The sequence below is a fragment of the Pelomonas sp. Root1444 genome, assembly GCF_001426885.1.
Taxonomy (GTDB): domain Bacteria; phylum Pseudomonadota; class Gammaproteobacteria; order Burkholderiales; family Burkholderiaceae_C; genus Pelomonas.
Map to the genome: position 1 here is coordinate 88,337 of NZ_LMFP01000027.1, position 14,178 is coordinate 102,514.

At 67.4% G+C, this 14,178-nt stretch carries 12 protein-coding genes and 1 riboswitch; of the genes, 10 read left to right on the top strand and 2 right to left on the bottom strand.

The genetic code is table 11. The features are described 5' to 3' along the window. Nucleotides 1-5: 5 nt before the first annotated feature. Nucleotides 6-3,491: a DUF748 domain-containing protein gene (locus ASD35_RS17360; RefSeq protein ID WP_056876223.1), complete on the bottom strand. Its 3,486-nt coding sequence runs from the start codon at nucleotides 3,489-3,491 to the stop codon at nucleotides 6-8. Nucleotides 3,492-3,531: 40 nt separating this feature from the next. On the opposite strand from ASD35_RS17360, the gene ASD35_RS17365 reads away from it, so the two are divergent. Then, the gene (locus ASD35_RS17365; RefSeq protein ID WP_162254484.1) at nucleotides 3,532-4,323 is read left to right on the top strand and encodes a YdcF family protein; all 792 of its coding nucleotides are present in this window, start codon (nucleotides 3,532-3,534) and stop codon (nucleotides 4,321-4,323) included. Nucleotides 4,324-4,493: 170 nt separating this feature from the next. On the opposite strand, the gene ubiD is transcribed toward ASD35_RS17365, so the two are convergent. Next, nucleotides 4,494-6,032: a 4-hydroxy-3-polyprenylbenzoate decarboxylase gene (ubiD, locus tag ASD35_RS17370; protein ID WP_056876225.1), complete on the bottom strand. Its 1,539-nt coding sequence runs from the start codon at nucleotides 6,030-6,032 to the stop codon at nucleotides 4,494-4,496. Between the two features lie 205 nt (nucleotides 6,033-6,237). Between ubiD and ASD35_RS17375 the strand changes: the two genes are divergently transcribed. From ASD35_RS17375 to ASD35_RS17415, 9 genes are all read left to right on the top strand, one after another. Next, nucleotides 6,238-7,089 (top strand): lytic transglycosylase domain-containing protein, encoded by an 852-nt coding sequence (locus ASD35_RS17375; RefSeq protein WP_056876226.1) that lies wholly within the window; start codon nucleotides 6,238-6,240, stop codon nucleotides 7,087-7,089. Between the two features lie 8 nt (nucleotides 7,090-7,097). Beyond that, nucleotides 7,098-7,209: riboswitch (ZMP/ZTP riboswitch) on the top strand. 56 nt (nucleotides 7,210-7,265) lie between these two features. Continuing rightward, nucleotides 7,266-8,519, top strand: a complete 1,254-nt coding sequence (gene glyA / locus ASD35_RS17380; protein WP_056876227.1) for a serine hydroxymethyltransferase — start codon at nucleotides 7,266-7,268, stop codon at nucleotides 8,517-8,519. An 8-nt stretch (nucleotides 8,520-8,527) separates the two neighbouring features. Continuing rightward, complete coding sequence (nrdR, locus tag ASD35_RS17385) at nucleotides 8,528-8,971, top strand: transcriptional regulator NrdR (protein ID WP_056876228.1); 444 nt, start codon at nucleotides 8,528-8,530, stop codon at nucleotides 8,969-8,971. A 146-nt stretch (nucleotides 8,972-9,117) separates the two neighbouring features. Then, the gene (locus tag ASD35_RS17390; protein WP_056876229.1) at nucleotides 9,118-9,666 is read left to right on the top strand and encodes a GspH/FimT family pseudopilin; all 549 of its coding nucleotides are present in this window, start codon (nucleotides 9,118-9,120) and stop codon (nucleotides 9,664-9,666) included. Between the two features lie 105 nt (nucleotides 9,667-9,771). Beyond that, complete coding sequence (locus ASD35_RS17395; protein ID WP_056876230.1) at nucleotides 9,772-10,230, top strand: type IV pilin protein; 459 nt, start codon at nucleotides 9,772-9,774, stop codon at nucleotides 10,228-10,230. Between the two features lies 1 nt (nucleotide 10,231). Further along, nucleotides 10,232-10,834, top strand: a complete 603-nt coding sequence (locus ASD35_RS17400; protein WP_082580242.1) for a prepilin-type N-terminal cleavage/methylation domain-containing protein — start codon at nucleotides 10,232-10,234, stop codon at nucleotides 10,832-10,834. Beyond that, nucleotides 10,825-11,568: a PilW family protein gene (locus ASD35_RS17405; RefSeq protein WP_056876232.1), complete on the top strand. Its 744-nt coding sequence runs from the start codon at nucleotides 10,825-10,827 to the stop codon at nucleotides 11,566-11,568. Before ASD35_RS17400 ends, ASD35_RS17405 begins: the two co-directional genes overlap by 10 nt. Beyond that, nucleotides 11,565-12,854, top strand: a complete 1,290-nt coding sequence (locus tag ASD35_RS17410; RefSeq protein WP_157275629.1) for a hypothetical protein — start codon at nucleotides 11,565-11,567, stop codon at nucleotides 12,852-12,854. The genes ASD35_RS17405 and ASD35_RS17410 overlap by 4 nt, the downstream gene beginning before the upstream one ends. After that, the gene (locus ASD35_RS17415) at nucleotides 12,851-14,176 is read left to right on the top strand and encodes a prepilin-type N-terminal cleavage/methylation domain-containing protein (RefSeq protein WP_082580243.1); all 1,326 of its coding nucleotides are present in this window, start codon (nucleotides 12,851-12,853) and stop codon (nucleotides 14,174-14,176) included. Before ASD35_RS17410 ends, ASD35_RS17415 begins: the two co-directional genes overlap by 4 nt. The last annotated feature ends 2 nt before the right edge of the window (nucleotides 14,177-14,178 follow it).

Consider the following 14,178-nt stretch of genomic DNA (forward strand, 5'->3'; position numbering starts at 1 on the left):
TGCTTTCAGTGGACCGAGAGGGACAGTTCGACATGGGGGCGCCAGCCGCCGGTGCAAGCGTCGTCGCACAGCTTGGGCGCCGCGACGAAGAGGCGCGCGTTCGGGGCGCCGCGCGCCAGCAGCGCGTCGCGCACGGCCACGGCGCGGGCGATGGCGAGCTGGGTCAGCACCTCGTCCTCGACCGCATAGCTGGCCAGCAGCAGGCCGCGCATCTGCTCGGGCGGCAAGTCCTTGGCCAGGCCGAGGACGTTCTTGGGTTTGTTGGGCAGCTTGCTGGCGTCATACAGGCGCTTGAGCGCGGCGGCCGGCGTCGGGGCATTCTCGGCGCTCAGCGCCTGCGCCAGGCGCTGCTCGCGGATGGCCTGGCGCTCGGCCACCGGGTCGGCCCAGCCGGTCAGCGTGAGCTGCACGCCGGGCTTGTCCACCAGCAGGCGGGCGATGCGGTCGAGCTGCTCGCCGCCGGCCAGTTCGGCACTGCCGGGCGCAAAGGCGATCTCGGCCTGCCCGGGCGCATCGCTGCCGCTGAACAGCGAGAACGGCGAGGTGATGGCCTTGCCGATGAGGTTCAGCAGCAGCTTCCAGACCAGCCCGCCGACGCTGAACTCCGGGTCGTTCAGCGAGCCGCTGACCGGCAGATTCACGTTGATGACGCCGTCGCTGTCCTTGAGCAGCGCGACGGCGAACCGCACTGGCAGCGTCGTCGCGGCCGCACTCTCGACGCGCTCGCCGAACGTCAGCTGGTTCAGGATGATCTGGTTGCTGGCGACGAGCTGGCCGCCCGGCTCGACCTTGTAGCGCGTCTTCGTGGAGAGCTTGCCGCGCTCTATCGCATAGCCGACGTACTTGCCGGCATAGGGCGACAGCGGCACGAGTTCGATGTCGGTCGCGTTGGCGGCGATGTCCAGCGCCAGCGGTGCGCCCGGCTTGAGCTGGCCGTCGATCTCCAGCAGGCCGGTGCCGGCGACCTTGCCGCGCAACGTCAGTGGCGCCATCTGCGGGCTGGTCGACGCGAAGGCGCCGAGGGAACCTTGCAGCTCGGACAGCCGCGCGCTGTAGTGGGGCCGCACGAAGCGGTCGTTGAAGTCCACCATGCCGCGGTTGACGCGGATGCGCTCGACGGCGAACTCCGGTTGCGGCGCCGATGCGGCCGAGGCCGCGGATGCCGCCGAAGCTGCCGACGCCGCTGAGGCGGCCGCGGCAGCCGCTTCGGCCGGACCGATGTCGCGCAGGTTGAGGCGGCCCTGCTCGTTGACGATGAGGCGGGCGTAGGCATCGTCCAGCAACGCCTCCCGCACGGCCACGCGCGGCGGCGCGCCCGGCGCGAGCGCGAGCTTGAGGCCGTCGAGCTGCAGCACCTGCCAGCTCAGCAAGTCCTCGCCGACGACGCGCTCGCCGTCGACGATGCGGGTCTGCAGCAATGCCAGCGGACCGATGCGCGCTTCGCCACCGGCGGTGGCGGCCCAGGCGCCACCCGCCTGCTGATCCACGGTCACGTCGGCCTTGAGGCCCAATTCGGCGCGCTGCAGGTGCAGGCCCCAGGCGGGGCTGAGATAAGCATCGAGCAGTTGCAGCGGCAGCGCCTGGGTTTGCAGGCTGCCGCTGGCGGACAGCGGCGCCAGGCCGATGCGGCCACTCCATTGCAGGCCGCCGCCGGCGGCAGCGGGTTGGTCGTTGGGGCCGAGTGCCGCCAACTGCGCGCTGAGCTGGGCCTGAACCGGCGCGACGGCCGGCCAGGCGAGCGCACCGAGCTGCAGTCGCAGCGGCTCCACCGCCAGAGCGACGGGCGGAACGCCGGCGGGCACTGCGGCGTCGCGCCAGCGCAGCGCGCCGCGCTCGACGGCCAAGGCGGCGAGCTGCAGCTTCCAGCTGGGACCGGCGGCGGAAGCGGTCTCGGCCGGCGGCAGCAGCGGTGCGATGCTGAGGCGGCCCTCGCGCTCGCGCGCGAGCTGCACGCGCGGCGCGTCGAGCTTCAGCGTGCCCAGGCGCACGGCGCGCCCCGCAGGGTCGATGTCGGCCTGGTCGAGCTGGGCGGCGGCCAGCGTCAGCAGTGGCTTGCCGGCCAGCGTCAGGCGGGCATCGCTGACGTTCAGCTCTCGCAGCGTGAGCTGGGCGCGGTCGACAGCGCCGTCGGCCAGCGGGTCCTTGACGCTCAGCCGCGCCCGGGTCGACAGGCCCGCCGCCAGCCGGGCACCGCCAGGCAGCGGCAGCCACGCGGCCAAGCGCTCGACGGACAGGCCGTTCAGCGCGGCGTCGGCCACAAGCATCTCGGGCGCCAGCCTGGCCTGCGCTGTCAGCGTCGCCCGGTCCAGCCGCAGGCTCGCGTCCAGCTGGGCCGGCGCCTTCAGCGGCCAGGCGGCGGCGTCGAGCTTGAGCTGGATGGCGTCAAGCACAAGGTCGCGGGTGGTGAAGCGCCCATCCTGGACCGCCAGTCCGGCGACGCTGAACTGCCAGGGCGGCGTGGCCGGCGCAGTGGCGGCGACGGCGGCCGGCTTGGCGGCCGGCAGCGGCCGCAGCCAGGCGTTTGGAGACTCGAGCACGATGTGCCCGAAGCCGAGTTGACGGCGCAGCGGCTGCACATCGGCCAGCGGCAGCTGCAGGCGCTTGAAATCCAGCAGCGGCTTGCCGTCTGGCTGCGTCAGGGACAGGTCAAGCAGCTGCACCATGCCACTGAGCTTGACGCCGGGCGAGCCTTTGGAGCGCTCGGCAAAGTCCACCGCCAGATCGGCATCCAGCCGCCCCGTCGCCAGCCGCAGCGGCAGGCTGGCGGGTAGATAAGCCGCCAGCGGCGCGAGGTCGAGGCCGGCCAGCTTGAAGGACAGCCGGGCGCTGACGTCGTCGGCAAAGGGCAGCGCCTCGGCCAGGCTGTCGAACGCCACGCCGTCGAGCTTGCCGCTCAGGTGCGGCACCACCTTGACCTTGACGTCGGATTCCAGCGTCGACACGAACGGCAGCGCCAGGCGCAGGGCCGAGAGTTCGTGCTTGCGCTGCACCGGGCGGTCGTCGAAGAACACGCGGCCGTCGGTCAGTTCGATGTTGTAGACGGCGAACTCGGTGCCCTCCTCATCAGGGGCACCAGGCTTGTCGGCAAAGCGCTGGATGAGATCGTCGATGTCGTAGCGGCCCTCGGCGACGCGGGCGACACGCAGCACGGGCTGGGTCAGCGCCAGCGATTCGATGACGGCGCTGCCGCGCAGCAGCGAGCGCAGCGACAGGGCGGCGTCGAGCCGGGCCAGCGTGAACAGCGGCGGCTGGCCGGCGGAGGGGCCGTCGATGCGCAGGCCATCGATGACGACTGCCAGCCGCCAGGGCTGGAAATGCGCCTGCTCGATGGTCACGGGCCGGCCCAGTGCCTCCGTCGCCAAGGCCACGCCGCGCCCCGCGACCCAGCCGGGCAGCGCCAGCGTCACGATGAGCAGCAGCAGGGAAACCAGGGCCGAGAGGGCGACGAGGGCCCAGAGGGCGAGGCGGAGGGGGGAACGGGAGGCGGTCATCACAGCGGACGCATTATTGATGTCGGCGATGATGCCGACCGTGAGCCTCGCCCTCGACTATTCCGGCTTCAAGATCGTGCTGCTCGCAGCCGCCCTGCCCCCCGCACCGATGCTGCTGCTGGCGGGCTGGGGTGGCTGGCGGCTCAAGCGCGGCCGGCGCGGCGGCGGCTGGCTGCTGGCGGTGGCGCTGCTGGCGCTGTGGTTCTCGTCCACCGAGGCGGTGGCCGAGCTGCTGAGCCGGGTGATCGGCCAACCTGCAGCGTTGACCCCGGCACAAGTCGGCGCGCTGCGCGGGCAGCACGATGGCGCCGTGCTGGTGCTCGGCGGCGGCGTGCGCCGGCACGTGCCGGAGTTCGGTGCCGGCGTGCCGAACGACATCACGGCCGAGCGCCTGGCCTACGGCGTGTGGGTGGCGCGGCGCACTGGCTGGCCGCTGGGCTTCACGGGCGGCGTCGGGTGGGCCGCCACGGAGCTGCGCGAGCCCGAGGCGCGCATCGTCGCCCGCGTTGCCGCGCAGGAGTACGGCCTGCCGCTGCGCTGGGCCGAAGCCAATTCACGGGACACGCGCCAGAACGCGGCGTACACGCTGCCCGCGCTGGCGGCGGCCGGTGTCAAGCAGGTGGTGCTGGTCACGCACGAGGCCCACATGCGCCGCGCGCTGCGCGCCTTCGAGCCGGAAGCGGCGCGCCGGGGCATCCGCATCCTGCCGGCGCCGGTCGGCCTGCGTACCGATGCCTTGACGAGCTTTGCCGACTGGTGCCCGTCGACCGAAGGTTTCGAACACATGCGGTATCTCACCTACGAGACGCTAGCCTGGTGGGCCGGCCGCTAGCGGCGACGCAACAGCACAAATAGAAACCCCGCCGGGCTTGAAGGCCGGGCGGGGTGGGGTGGCGAGGCCACCTTGGGGCTCCACGGCGATTTGCCGAAGGGCTCCTGGCGCGCAAGGGATTGCGCCAGAGGTTGTGCCTGAAAAGGCCTAACAACAGTAGGCGAGTCGTCTCAAGCCTTCAAGAAGAGTTGCCCGAATAGCGCCTCGGCCCGCGCCGTGACCTCGGGCGGCAGGCTGATGCCGCGGCCCCACTCGCGGCTGGTCTCGCCGGGCCATTTGTTGGTCGCGTCCAGCCCCATCTTGCCGCCCAGGCCGCTGACGGGCGAAGCGAAGTCGAGGTAGTCGATGGGCGTGTTGTCGACCAGCGTCGTGTCGCGCACCGGGTCCATGCGCGTGGTGATCGCCCAGATCACCTCCTGCCAGTTGCGCGTGTCGATGTCGTCATCCACGACCACGATGAACTTCGTGTACATGAACTGGCGCAGGAAGCTCCAGATGCCAAACATCAGCCGCTTGGCGTGGCCGGGGTAGGACTTCTTGATGGAGACCACGGCCATGCGGTAGCTGCAGCCCTCGGGCGGCAGGTAGAAGTCGACGATCTCCGGGAACTGCTTTTGCAGGATGGGCACGAAGACCTCGTTGAGCGCGACGCCGAGGATGGCCGGCTCGTCCGGCGGCTTGCCGGTGTAGGTGGAGTGGTAGATCGGGTTCTTGCGCTGGGTCTGACGGGTGATCTCGAAGACGGGGAACCAGTCCTGCTCGTTGTAGTAGCCGGTGTGGTCGCCGAAAGGGCCTTCCAGCGCGTGCAGGTAGCCACCCTTCTCTTTCAGCGGCACGCCGCGTTCGCTGACGCCGGTGTAGCCAGGCGCGGCCGGCGGGATGTGACCTTCCAGCACGATCTCCGCCGATGCCGGCGCCTGCAGTGGCTGACCGGTGCCGACGCCGGTGTTGACCAGTTCGGTGCGCGAGCCGCGCAGCAGGCCGGCGAACTGGTACTCGGACAGGCTGTCCGGCACCGGCGTGACGGCGCCGAGGATGGTGGCCGGGTCGGCGCCCAGCGCGACGGCGATGGGAAACGGCTCGCCGGGGTGGGCCAGCGCGTGGTCACGGAAGTCCAGCGCGCCGCCGCGGTGAGCCAGCCAGCGCATGATGACCTGCCGCGGCCCGATCAGTTGCTGGCGGTAGATGCCCAGGTTCTGCCGGGTGCGCGCCGGGCCCCGCGTGATGACGAGGCCCCACGTGATCAGGGGGGCGGCATCGTCCGGCCAGCAATGCTGGATCGGCAGCCGGCCGAGGTCGATGTCGCCGGCCTCGAAGACCTCCTCCTGGCAGACCGCGCGGCGCTGCACGCTGGGCTTCATGTCCCACAGCGCCTTGGCCATTTGCAGCAGCTTGCCGGCGTCCTTCAAGCCTTTGGGCGGGTCGGGCTCCTTGAGGCTGGCAAGCACCCGGCCGACATCCCGCAAATCGGCCAGGGAGTCAGCCCCCATGCCGAGTGCGACCCGACGCGTTGTCCCGAAAAGATTGGTCAAGGCGGGGGTGGAAAACCCGGTCGGCGCCTCGAACAGCAGCGCCGGCCCACCGGCCCTGAGCACACGGTCGCTGAGGGCGGTCATCTCCAGCACCGGCGAGACTTTTTCGCGCACCCGCTTCAGTTCGCCAAGCCCTTCCAGCCCGGCCATGAAGTCCCGCAAGTCGCTGTATTTCATAACTGAAAGTAATTTTGATTGGCCCAAACAGCCTTGACGGGTTATCTTCAACCCATAGAATCCGGCGCTTCGGGTTTTCACTGAAGCCCCACCGGCCGCCAAACGCCTCAAGGACTTGAGGAGCAGCACCGGGAAATTATCACCGTCGCCCGTCCAGACCGCCGCTTGTCGGCAGCTTGAGGCGGGCTGCGGCACAAGGAGTCGCATGACGACACGTCAAGACCTCATCAGCCTGGCTGCCCTCGTGCGGAACTCGGCGTCGCTGTTCGTGAAGGACATCGGCAACGGGCTGCTCGTGGTCAGCCACAACACGCTGGCCCTGGTTGGGCTGGCCGTGGTGGCCGTGATGCTGGTGTTCACGAGCCAGGCAGGCCTGCGGCAGAACCTCGAGTCGGCCACGCTGGGCTGGCTGAACGCCCGCCACGAGGCGCGCGCCGAGGCCGAAGGCAACACGCTGTTGGCCGCCGCGGAGCCGGACGCCATCAGCCGCGCGACCGCCACCGACCCGCGCGAGTTGAGCCGCCAGCAGGCCGCCGTCGCCCACTGGCTGGCGCGCCGCTACAGCGTGGCGCCCGAGCCCATCAGCCGCCTGGTGCAGGAGGCCTGGGCCGTCGGCAACCGCGCCAAGGTCGAGCCGACGCTGATCCTGGCGATCATGGCCATCGAGTCGCGCTTCAACCCGTTCGCGCAGAGCGCCGTGGGTGCGCAAGGCCTGATGCAGGTGATGACCCGCGTCCACGACGACAAATACGAAGCCTTCGGCGGCACGCTCGCGGCCTTCGACCCGGTGACAAACCTGCGGGTGGGCGTGCAGGTGCTGAAGGAATGCATTCAGCGCGCCGGCAGCCTGGAAGACGGCCTGCGCTTTTACGTGGGCGGCGCCAACCTGGCCGAGGACACCGGCTACACCGCCCGCGTGCTGGCCGAGCACGACCTGCTCCGCGCCGTCGCCGGCGGCCGCAGCGTGCCGGCGAACACCGCCGCGCCGCGCCCGCTGCGCGAAGCGGCATCCGCCCCGACCGGCGGCGATTCTGCCCAGGTCGCGCTGCTGCGCTGACTTACACTCGCCGCTCACGCGACTGGCGATCAGGGGCACAAGCTGCCCCGAGGTGGGCCACCACCGGGGAGCGTGAGGCGGTTGCCAAACCGCCATCAGCCGTTCGCCTGGGCAGCCCTGACCTCACGCCAGCTCGTCGAGCGCAGGGATTCACCGCCTGACCTTCGGAATCAACCATGTTTGACCGCAACACCTCCACCCTCGCCCTGGTCGATCCTGAACTCTGGACGACGATCCAGAACGAGAACCGCCGCCAGGAAGACCACATCGAACTGATCGCCAGCGAGAACTACACCTCGCCGGCCGTCATGCAGGCCCAGGGCAGCCAGCTCACGAACAAGTACGCCGAGGGCTACCCGGGCAAGCGCTACTACGGCGGCTGCGAGTACGTCGACGTTGCCGAGCAACTGGCCATCGACCGCGTGAAACAGTTGTTCGGTGCCGAGTTCGCCAACGTGCAGCCCAACTCCGGCTCCCAGGCCAACCAGGGCGTGTTCTTCGCGCTGCTGCAACCGGGCGACACCATCATGGGCATGAGCCTGGCCGAAGGCGGCCACCTGACCCACGGCATGGCACTGAACATGAGCGGCAAGTGGTTCAACGTCATCAGCTACGGCCTGGACGCGAACGAAGCCATCGACTACGACGCGATGGAAGCCCTGGCCCGCGAGAAGAAGCCCAAGCTCATCATTGCCGGCGCCTCGGCTTACTCGCTGCGCATCGACTTCGAGCGCTTCGGCAAGATCGCCAAGGAGATCGGCGCCTACTTCATGGTCGACATGGCCCACTACGCCGGCCTGATCGCCGCGGGCGTCTATCCGAACCCCCTGCCCCACGCCGATGTCGTCACGTCGACCACGCACAAGAGCCTGCGCGGCCCGCGCGGCGGCATCATCCTGACGAACAAGGAAGACATCGCCAAGAAGATCAACTCGGCGATCTTCCCTGGCATCCAGGGCGGCCCGCTGATGCACGTCATCGCCGGCAAGGCCGTGGCCTTCAGGGAAGCGCTGACGCCCGAGTTCAAGGCTTATCAGGAACAGGTCGTCAAGAACGCCAAGGTCCTGGCCGAGACGCTGATCGAGCGCGGCTTGCGCATCGTTTCCGGCGGCACGGAGAGCCACGTCATGCTGGTGGACCTGCGGCCGAAGAACCTGACCGGCAAGGAAGCCGAGGCCATCCTGGGCGCCGCACACATGACCTGCAACAAGAACGGCATCCCCAACGATCCGCAGAAGCCCATGGTCACCAGCGGCATCCGCCTGGGCACGCCGGCCATGACCACGCGCGGCTTCAAGGAGGAGCAGGTGCGTGCCACCGCCCACCTGATCGCCGACGTGCTGGACAAGCCGCACGACGAGGCCAACCTGGCGGCCGTGCGCGAGAAGGTCGCCGCGCTGACGGCCGCCTTCCCCGTCTACCGCGGCTAAGACGACAAGTGCGTTGCCCGTTCTGCTCTCACACCGAAACCCAGGTTGCCGAAACCCGGGAATCGGACGAGGGCGACGTCGTTCGGCGCCGGCGCCGCTGCCTGTCCTGCGACAAGCGCTTCACGACCTATGAGCGGGCCGACATCGCCTTGCCCTCGGTCGTCAAGAAGGATGGGCGGCGCGCCGACTTCGACGCCGCCAAGCTGCGCGCTTCCATGCAGCTGGCGCTGCGCAAGCGGCCGGTCAGCGTCGAGCAGATCGACGCGGCCATCAACCGCATCGAGGAAAAGCTGCTCGCGAGCGGCGCGCGTGAGATCGCGTCGACCCGGCTGGGCGAACTGGTCATGCGCGAGCTGAAGCGCATCGACAAGGTCGCCTACGTGCGCTTCGCGTCGGTCTATCGCAGCTTCGAAGACGTCGACGAGTTCCGCCAGCTGATCCGCGAGATCTGACGCGGGGTTTCCCTATCCCTCTTAAGGGGGAGCCAGGGGGGGATGCGTCCCCATCCCTCCCCCTTCATTCCGCCTTTGGAGGGAAAGACGCGGTGAAGCCCGCTTCCTAAAGTTCGTTCCATCAACAACGAACCGAGGGAAGCACCATGAACCGCACCGCCCGCACCCGCCGCAACAGCCGTGGTTTCACCCTCGTGGAGCTGTGCGCCGGTATCGGCATCTGCGCCACACTGCTCAGCCAGGCGGTGCCGGCGATGAGCAAGCTGCAGCAGCAGCAAAAGCTCCGCGCTCAATCCGAAGCGCTGGCAGGCGACCTGCGCTTTGCGCGCAGCGAGGCGGTCCGGACAGGCGAGTCGGTCTACTTCCGTGTCAGCGGCAAGGGCGCAAACGCCTGCTACGTGCTGCACACGGGCGCGAAAGACGACTGTGACTGCGCCGGCGGCCAAGCCGTCTGCAAGACGGCCAGCAGCGCGGTCATCAAGGCTGAATGGCTGCCGAGCAACCAGCCGATCACGCTGCGCAGCAATGCGGAGACGCTGGCGTTCCAGCACGGCCAGGGGCTGGTGACACAAACCGGCAGCATCGAGCTGAGCCTCAGCAGCGGCACCAGCATCCGCCAGGTGATCGCGATCACCGGTCGCATCCGCAGCTGCGCCTCCGGCACCAAGCTGGCCGGCATGCCGAATTGCGCTTGAGCGCTCATCCCTCATTCGTGGTGGACGCCGACCAGCGGCAGGTGCTGCGGGATGAACGGCAGGAGCGCAAATCAGCCCGGAGGAGGCGCTGCCGAGAATCAGCCCATGCAGACGTCTGTCCACTCGCAACGCCACGGCTTCACGTTGATCGAGTTGATGGTCACCGTCGTCATCGCCGGCATCCTGGCCGCGGTGGCCTATCCCAACTACACCTCCTATGTGCAGCGCAGCCGCCGCGCGGATGCGGCGGCGGTGCTGACGTCCGTCGTGCAGGCCCAGGAGCGGTATCGCGGCAACCGCAGCACGTTCTCGTCCTCTCTGGAGGAGTTGAAAGTCGACCCCGCCGCGATCACCAAGCACTACGACGTCAACATCGTCAATCTTTCTGGCGCGGAGACGCTTGTCAGTGGCTACGTGGTCACAGCGACGCCGAAGGATGGAAGCCCACAGCGCAACGACAAGGACTGCGTCAAGATGAGCATCCAGGTGGATGGGGCGTCGGTGAAGTATCTGGCCACCGGTCAGGGCGACAGGGTGACGTCCAACACCTGCTGGCCTCGTTGAAATGAAGACAGCCAGCAACCCCAGATGGACGCGACTTCTGCCGCGAGGGTTGAGTTTGGTCGAACTCATGGTCGCGCTGGCGGTCCTGGGCGTGTTGGTGGCCGCCGCGGTTCCGTCGCTGTCAGATCTGATGGAGCGTCGTCGCGTGGTGGCGGTTGCTCAGGAGCTTGCGGGGATATTGAACTACGCCCGCTCCGAAACGAATGTGAATGGCGATATGGTCAACGTTCACCTCGAGAAGGATCCCGACGGAAAGCTCAGTTGTGCCATGGTGAACGTTCACAATGGTACGCAACACCTCTGCAAGTGCTATCGCGCACAGGAGAACATGTGTGGCGGCTGGCCGGTGCAAATATTGCGGGTATTCCAGATCGAGAATTCCAACGGCGTCAGCTTCGAAGCTGCGGCGGACGATTGGGGACCTCTTAGGAGGCCGATATTGAACTTCGAACGCGGAAAATATTTTCCCGAAGTATCCGGCGTCAAGATTACCGTCAGCGGCAAACGCACTGGTGCGCAATTGCGTGTGGAGATCAACGAGGTCAACCGGGTACGCGTCTGCACACCCGACAGCAGCATCAGCGGGTACGCAGCATGCGGTTGACGTCCCGACATCGCGATTTTGTTCAGCGGGGCCTCGGCCTTGTGGAGTTGATGGTGGGCATCACCATCGGCTTGATCGTGGCCGCGGGCGCATCCCTCATCGCCGTCAACCAGATCACGGAGCATCGCCGGTTGATGCTGGAGACCCAGGTTCAGCAGGACTTGCGGGCGGCCGCCGACTTGTTGCAACAGGATATGCGGCGAGCTGGTTTTCGAGGAGAGGCCCGGCTCGCCGTGTGGGTACCGGCGAGCGGCGTGGGCACACCGCTGGAAGAGCCAGCGCAGGCTGCGACCCCAAACTTGTATGCGCCGCTCAAGAGAACGGATGACGATCGCATCCGAGCCTTGGAATACACGTACGCCCGGAGCACCCTCGGTGAGTCCATTGGCAGCGCGGAGTTGTCGAGCAACGAGTATTTCGGCATCAAATGGGACAAAACGAAGAAGACGCTTTATTTGCAACTCGGAAAAAAGGACGACCAACCCAACTGGCAGCCCATCACCGACCCCGATACAGTCGAGATCGTCGACTTCGACATTCAAGTCTTCAACCAGCAAATACCGCTGGGTGAATTTTGCGATAGCCCTTGCACAGCAGCGGGATGCCCCCAGCAAGAGGTGCGCCGGGTGGAGTTCAAGATTCGCGGACGTGCCAAGCACGATGGCGCGGTGACGCGCACGCTTACTGGCGCCGAGCGCATTCGCGCCGACGCCATGACCGGAGCTTGCCCATGAAAACGGCCTCCCGGCATCTCTGTGCAAAAGAGCATGGCGCGGCGACGCTGGTGGTCGTCATGATGCTGTTTCTGATCATGGCCTTGCTTGCGGCCTACGCCAATCGCAGTCTGCTGTTCGAGCAGCGCGTGTCCAATGGCTATTACCGCGCTGGCATGTCCCAGGACATGGCCGAAGCGGCCATCGAATGGACCGTCGCGATGCTGAACAGCACGGCGACCGACAATCAATGCAAGCCAGTGGCCACTGACGGAGTCCGCTTCGCGGACCGATACCTGCGCATCACGCCCGAGGACCGTGGCATCAAGCAAAACGTCGCAGATGAAAAGAGCGATTCTGCCGCCATCGTCGCCGACTGCACGCGCGCGCCCGAAGGCTGGGTCTGTCGCTGTCCGACATTCGGCAAACGCGTAGCCCCTGTGGAGCTCAGCAGCAGCGATTTGGTGCCCAGTTTTGGTATCACCATCCAACCGGTCCCGGACCGTGCTGGCACTGTACAGATCAATGCCTATGGCTGCACCAACAGCGTGGTCGACACCTGTGGGGGCGCTGCGGAGAACAGCAAGAACTATCAAGGCCTGAGCCTGCAACACGCCTTGCTCGCGTTGGTCAGTGCGGTGCGCTCGCCGCCAGCAGCACCCTTGGTGGTCAAAGGCGACGTCATCTCCACGGGCGTCGGGCTGGGCTTGCACAACACCGACCCCAGGTCGGCGGGTTTGCTCGTGACGGCCGGTGGCAAGTTGAACGGCCTGGTCGAAAGCCGACTCGAAAGCGTGCCCGGCACGCTGCCCAGCCTCGCGCAAATTGCCGAAGATCGCACGCTCAGCGATCCCAACGCCGATATCTTCAGGATGTTCCTCGGGGCTGCCCAAGAACGCTACAAGCAACATCCCTCGCTCCGTGAAGTCACATGCCGCGCGGATTGCGGACCCGCGCTGGATCAGGCTTACAAAGCCGGCAAACGCATTCTGTGGATCCACGGGCCGCTGGACGTCAGCAGCAATGTGAGCCTCGGGACTGCCACTGATCCCGTCGTCATCATCGCGACCGGCGATGTGACGCTTACCGGCCCGCTCCAGCTGACCGGCCTCCTGGCCACGCAGCGCAATCTGATCTGGGGACCCACGGGTGGACCGTCGCTGATCACCGGCGCCGTGGTGGTGCAAGGTGACGTTCATACGGATGGGGCCGTGGACATCTTCTATCAGCCCTCGGTCATCGACCAATTGCGCAACCGCGTCGGCAGTTATGTCCGAGTACCCGGCAGCTGGACGGACGCCAGATGAGAACCCTCGCCAGACGTCCTCACAAACCGCGCCGCCAGCGTGGCGTGACCCTGATCGAGGCGCTTGTCGCCCTGATGGTGATGAGCTTCGGCATGGTGGCGCTCGTCGGCCTGATGAGCAACCTGCGCCGCAGCGGCGACCTGGGCAAGCAGCGCAGTGAAGGCATGCGCATGGCGCAGGCGGAACTCGCCAGGTTGCGTTCCTTCTCGGTACTCAAAGAGCCCGAAGACGCAGATCCGACCGTCCTGGACTACGAAACCGACATCATCACCCTCCAGGGAAGGCGCGAGACGCCAGACGACTCCAATACCACTTACCAGATCAGGCGTTGGGCGGGATCTTTCATCGACGAGTCTTCGGAACCGCAAGCCAAGGCCGTGCGCGTCGTCGTCGACTGGAAGGATCGCGCCACTCAGAGCGCGCAGCAGGAAGCGCAAGAGGTCGTGCTGAACACCGTCATCGCGCGCGTCGACCCGGCCTTCGCCGGTTCGGTGTCCTTCACGCCACCACCCGGCGGCATCCGCCAACCCGCCGACCGGCATCCGGCCATCCCGCCGGCCGCCAAGGACCTGCGCGACAAGACCAGCGTCTACCGGCCCAGCAGCTTGAGCAGCACGGTCTGGGTGTTCAACAACGTGACCGGCGTCATCACCGGTGTCTGCTCGATCCCGGCGGCGACGCCGGTGTCCGCGTTGACGGCCAGCGACGTCGAGGCTTGCCACAACAACACCGTGGGCTATCTGTTGAGTGGCACGATCCGGTTCTCGAACGCCGACCCGGCCAACCCGACCACGCCCGAGGCCGCCGCGATCCCGCTGGATGTCGCCATCGTCGCCAGCAGCTATCTCACGCAGCGGCTCGACGCCGACGGCCGACCGGTCAAGGACAGCGCCGGCAACGTCATCATGGACACGGTGATGGCCACCCCGCCCACCTACCAGTGCTTCAACAACTCGCTCAGCGGGTCGCCCGGCACCCAGTCCTTCGTCAACTACGACTGCCTCGTCTACCCCGACAGCGGCACACGCCGCAGTTGGTCCGGCAAGGTCATCCTGACCGGCTTCGACACGGGAACCACCGCAGCCGACCACCGCGTCTGCCGCTACAGCGCCGACTACAACGGCAACGGCAGCGCCTACGTCACGAACACCACCTTCCTGGACAACTACGAGCATCCGGCGGTCTATGTGAAGGTGACCGGTTCGCTGGCACGCCAAAACTTCCTCGTCGTCCGCGGTGACCGTGCCTGCCCCACCGCGCCGGCGGTCAATCCGACGAGCGGCATCTTCGTCGACTACTCCACGGCACAGATCCAGCCCTGAGC

What these genes read in the sequence shown, in the direction of transcription:
- ASD35_RS17405 (WP_056876232.1), top strand. Translation starts at nt 10,825, where the DNA reads ATGCGGTTGACGTCCCGACATCGCGATTTTGTTCAGCGGGGCCTCGGC.
- ASD35_RS17360 (WP_056876223.1), bottom strand. Translation starts at nt 3,491, where the DNA reads ATGACCGCCTCCCGTTCCCCCCTCCGCCTCGCCCTCTGGGCCCTCGTC.
- ASD35_RS17375 (WP_056876226.1), top strand. Translation starts at nt 6,238, where the DNA reads ATGACGACACGTCAAGACCTCATCAGCCTGGCTGCCCTCGTGCGGAAC.
- ASD35_RS17395 (WP_056876230.1), top strand. Translation starts at nt 9,772, where the DNA reads ATGCAGACGTCTGTCCACTCGCAACGCCACGGCTTCACGTTGATCGAG.
- glyA (WP_056876227.1), top strand. Translation starts at nt 7,266, where the DNA reads ATGTTTGACCGCAACACCTCCACCCTCGCCCTGGTCGATCCTGAACTC.
- ASD35_RS17410 (WP_157275629.1), top strand. Translation starts at nt 11,565, where the DNA reads ATGAAAACGGCCTCCCGGCATCTCTGTGCAAAAGAGCATGGCGCGGCG.
- ASD35_RS17415 (WP_082580243.1), top strand. Translation starts at nt 12,851, where the DNA reads ATGAGAACCCTCGCCAGACGTCCTCACAAACCGCGCCGCCAGCGTGGC.
- ASD35_RS17400 (WP_082580242.1), top strand. Translation starts at nt 10,232, where the DNA reads ATGAAGACAGCCAGCAACCCCAGATGGACGCGACTTCTGCCGCGAGGG.
- ASD35_RS17390 (WP_056876229.1), top strand. Translation starts at nt 9,118, where the DNA reads ATGAACCGCACCGCCCGCACCCGCCGCAACAGCCGTGGTTTCACCCTC.
- ubiD (WP_056876225.1), bottom strand. Translation starts at nt 6,032, where the DNA reads ATGAAATACAGCGACTTGCGGGACTTCATGGCCGGGCTGGAAGGGCTT.